2 protein-coding genes and 1 pseudogene are annotated in these 3,242 nt (G+C 55.4%); 1 reads left to right on the plus strand and 2 read right to left on the minus strand.

Annotation, left to right across the window (positions count from 1 at the left end; translation table 11 throughout):
• Both HMPREF0178_RS21845 and HMPREF0178_RS01650 read right to left on the minus strand, forming a co-directional pair.
• Window positions 1-199, minus strand: a pseudogene (locus HMPREF0178_RS21845) (GGDEF domain-containing protein); the annotation flags it as partial.
• Window positions 196-996 (minus strand): amino acid ABC transporter substrate-binding protein, encoded by an 801-nt coding sequence (locus tag HMPREF0178_RS01650; protein WP_232281163.1) that lies wholly within the window; start codon window positions 994-996, stop codon window positions 196-198. The pseudogene HMPREF0178_RS21845 and the gene HMPREF0178_RS01650, both read right to left, overlap by 4 nt.
• A 1,197-nt stretch (window positions 997-2,193) precedes the next feature.
• Between HMPREF0178_RS01650 and HMPREF0178_RS01655 the strand changes: the two genes are divergently transcribed.
• On the plus strand, window positions 2,194-3,183 hold the full coding sequence (locus tag HMPREF0178_RS01655) for an AAA family ATPase (protein WP_009378493.1): 990 nt from the start codon (window positions 2,194-2,196) through the stop codon (window positions 3,181-3,183).
• Window positions 3,184-3,242 lie beyond the last annotated feature (59 nt).

Raw genomic sequence — 3,242 nt, forward strand, 5'->3', positions numbered from 1 at the left:
CACAATCCCACAACGGTTTGATGAGCGCCTCGGCATAAGAGGCGCCAAGAAATTGCAGGCGACGGCTTTGCTCCATCCGTGCCATGTTGTGCCCGACAACGATATTCGCCGTCATAGCCAGAGCTACAGTCAAGACCATGGGCGGGATCAGCCTATTTATAAATTGGCGAAAAAGACTCTTGTAAGCAGTCTGTTTCATGGGTTCGCCTTGAGGATGAGATGGCTGAACTGTGGAGGAACGAGATCGTCCCCATAAAAAGGGTTGCCAATATCAATAATGCGTCGTGAGGTGAACAGTTTCACATCCGGTTCGGCACGGTAGCGTAGCCAGATCGACATGAATGTTCCGTCTCGCGCAATGGCATCAAAGCCCCGCACGAGAGCATCATAGAGTTCATCGGCATCGGGAGAGGGAGAAACCCAGACGAAACGAAACCAAGGGTAGCGTACGAGAATATGCTCGTCTATCGTGAGCTGAGGGTAGCTCTTGCGAAAATGGGGCAGGAAGAAGGTCAGGGTTTCTTCCAGACCAAGAGGGAATAGATTGATGAACCCGGCCTCCATCTGCTCCGCGAACTGCCCGTTGGACCAGTTGCGCACTTCCTTGGTGGGAATGCCTGCGGCACGGTAGATCGCTACATCCATCCAGCCTTCATTCTGCCCTATGACAAAGCGATGCAGGTCTTTGGGTTCTCGCACATTTGCCAGTATATCCTTCTGGCTCTCCAGCAGTATGTTGAGCCGATAGCTAAGAATCCCTCTATCCAGCGGCACGGGGATCATGCGCAGTTTACCTTGGCGCACAAGCTCAAGACGCTGTGGCGTGGCGGGCATCATATCCACATGTGTGGCACCGCTGCTGATTTGATGAACATTGCGGCGTTCGTTTCCGATGGGGGCATCCTGAAAGTCGGCCTGGAAGCCTACGGCATCAAGAGCCGCTCGGATAAGAGCGCGTGCATGTGCAAGGTGAGGTTCATTCTGTACAATATACATACCACCGTGAGCGGGAACAGCGCAAAATAGCGGGACAAGGAGAAGGACAAAAAAGATTCGCTGCATAACTTGTTTTGCATACATGTTTTTATACTAATGCCCCTATCCACAGTCTTGTCAATCTTTTTTCTCTCTCTGATCAGGATAGTGAGCAAGCCAACGCCCCACGGGATTGCCGGGCTCACGCACCTCCGGAGGCGACACGCGGACACCGATGCCGACGTACCGGGCATGGCTAAAACCTTCAGGATCAACAGCCAGCGGCTCTCGCTGCTCCTAGTCCCGACAGCACGACTGTAAGGATACCATAGGCGAACTGTGGCAGATGGGCCGAACCTACGCCCGGGGTAATACCCGCAAAACAGCCGATGCGCCAGCGCATTGAGGCTGTGCTGGAAAAGTGAACAAACACACACAACGCTAGGGACACAAGGGGAGGCTTTCGCCTCCCCTTTTTGGATAGTCCTTTCTATCCTTTGACACCGTTTCACAGCCGATGTCAAAGCCGAGCTCTCCACCCGCACCTAAGCGCCGTGCCCGCCTAGGCTCTAGGGTTTCACCGGGGCTGATTGAATGAGCTACGGGGACATTGAGTCCCGTTGAATATTATGGCTTTTCTCTCTATTTCCACGATGCTGGCCTCTTTCATGGCGACACTTCTTTGCTTCAGAATACCACAGCAAAGTTTAGCACAGCCATACTTTTACAACACTTTCGGAATACTAAAATATTAGGAAGACCGATTTATCAGATGCGAAAAGCCCCCGGGATTGTCCGGGGGCTTCGTTCTTTGCCCTCTATCAGCGAATCAGCCCGCTACATACACACCTGTGCAGCCTTGGCGATGAGCCCCGAGGGGGCGCTTCCCTAGGCGCTAGCCTTGCGGTCCAAGTCCTCCAGCACGCACCTGGGGAGGCTGATGTTAATGCGCACCGGCGTCATATCCATATCGGGCGCATCGGGAAGCGTCCACGGATTCGTCCTCAAGCTCTTTTTGCGCCACGGCCTACCTGCTCCAGTGTCGAAGGAGGGGAAGCTCACGGATTCCCCGACGGTGATAAAAGGCGTCCTGAGCCATGACTATGCACCTGTCAACCTCTGCTGGAGACGTTTTGAAAGAAACTTTTGATATTGACTTTTATTTTCATATAGCTATAGTCCACTCCTGAATAATGACCCTTTTTCATGGACGGCTTCATGACTCCTTCTCAGATTTTCTCAGCGCTCCATACGCTTCTTTCCGCTCACCAACCGGTATTTCTCTGGGGCGCACCGGGCGTGGGCAAAAGCCAGGTTGTGGCCAAAGTCGCTGCGGATCGCGGCATGGCCCTGCGTGATATCCGCGCGGTTCTGCTCGATCCCGTCGATCTCCGAGGGCTTCCCCGTCTTGAAAACGGACGCGCGGAGTGGTGTCCGCCCGCTTTTCTTCCGGGACCGGGCGATCCGGAACAGGGCATCATCTTCCTTGATGAACTGAACGCTGCGCCGCCATTGGTTCAGGCCGCCTGTTACCAGCTCGTACTGGACAGGCGAATCGGGGAATACCGTCTGCCCGACGGCTGGAGTATCATAGCGGCGGGCAACCGCGAAAAGGACAAGGCCGTTACCCACCGGATGCCTTCCGCGCTGGCGAACCGCATGGTGCACCTTGAATTTGACGTTTCGCCTGACGACTGGATCCTGTGGGCGCAGCAAGCGGGCATCAGACGGGAAGTAATCGCTTTTCTGCGATTCCGCCCCAAACTGCTCCATGACTTTGATCCGCTCTCCTCCGGCAAGGCGTTCGCCTCTCCTCGTTCATGGGCTTTTCTATCAGGCATTCTTGATGCCAACCCTGATCCGGATGTGGAATACGAACTGTTCCGTGGAACGGTGGGGGACGGCGCAGCTGCGGAATTCATGGGATTCTTCCGTGTCTGGCGCGAACTCCCCTCAGTAGAAGACATCCTTGCCAATCCGGCTGACGCTCTCGTGCCCGATGACCCGGCAGCGCTGTATGCCGTGTGCGAAGCCCTCTCAGAAAAAGCCGCCGATGGAACGGTCAACGCCCTTGTGACCTACGCCGGACGCCTACCCTCCGAATTTGGTGTCCTGCTCATGCGTGACGCAGTATGCCGCGACGAGCGCATTGTCCGCACATCCGCCTTCGCCGACTGGGCTCAAGCCAACGCCCATGTATTGATGTAACGTTATGACAGCACTCGAACGGCAAGCCCATCCCGCCATGATCCGCGCCCGTGCGGCGC

The sequence above is a fragment of the Bilophila sp. 4_1_30 genome (assembly GCF_000224655.1).
Taxonomy (GTDB): Bacteria; Desulfobacterota; Desulfovibrionia; order Desulfovibrionales; family Desulfovibrionaceae; genus Bilophila; species Bilophila wadsworthia.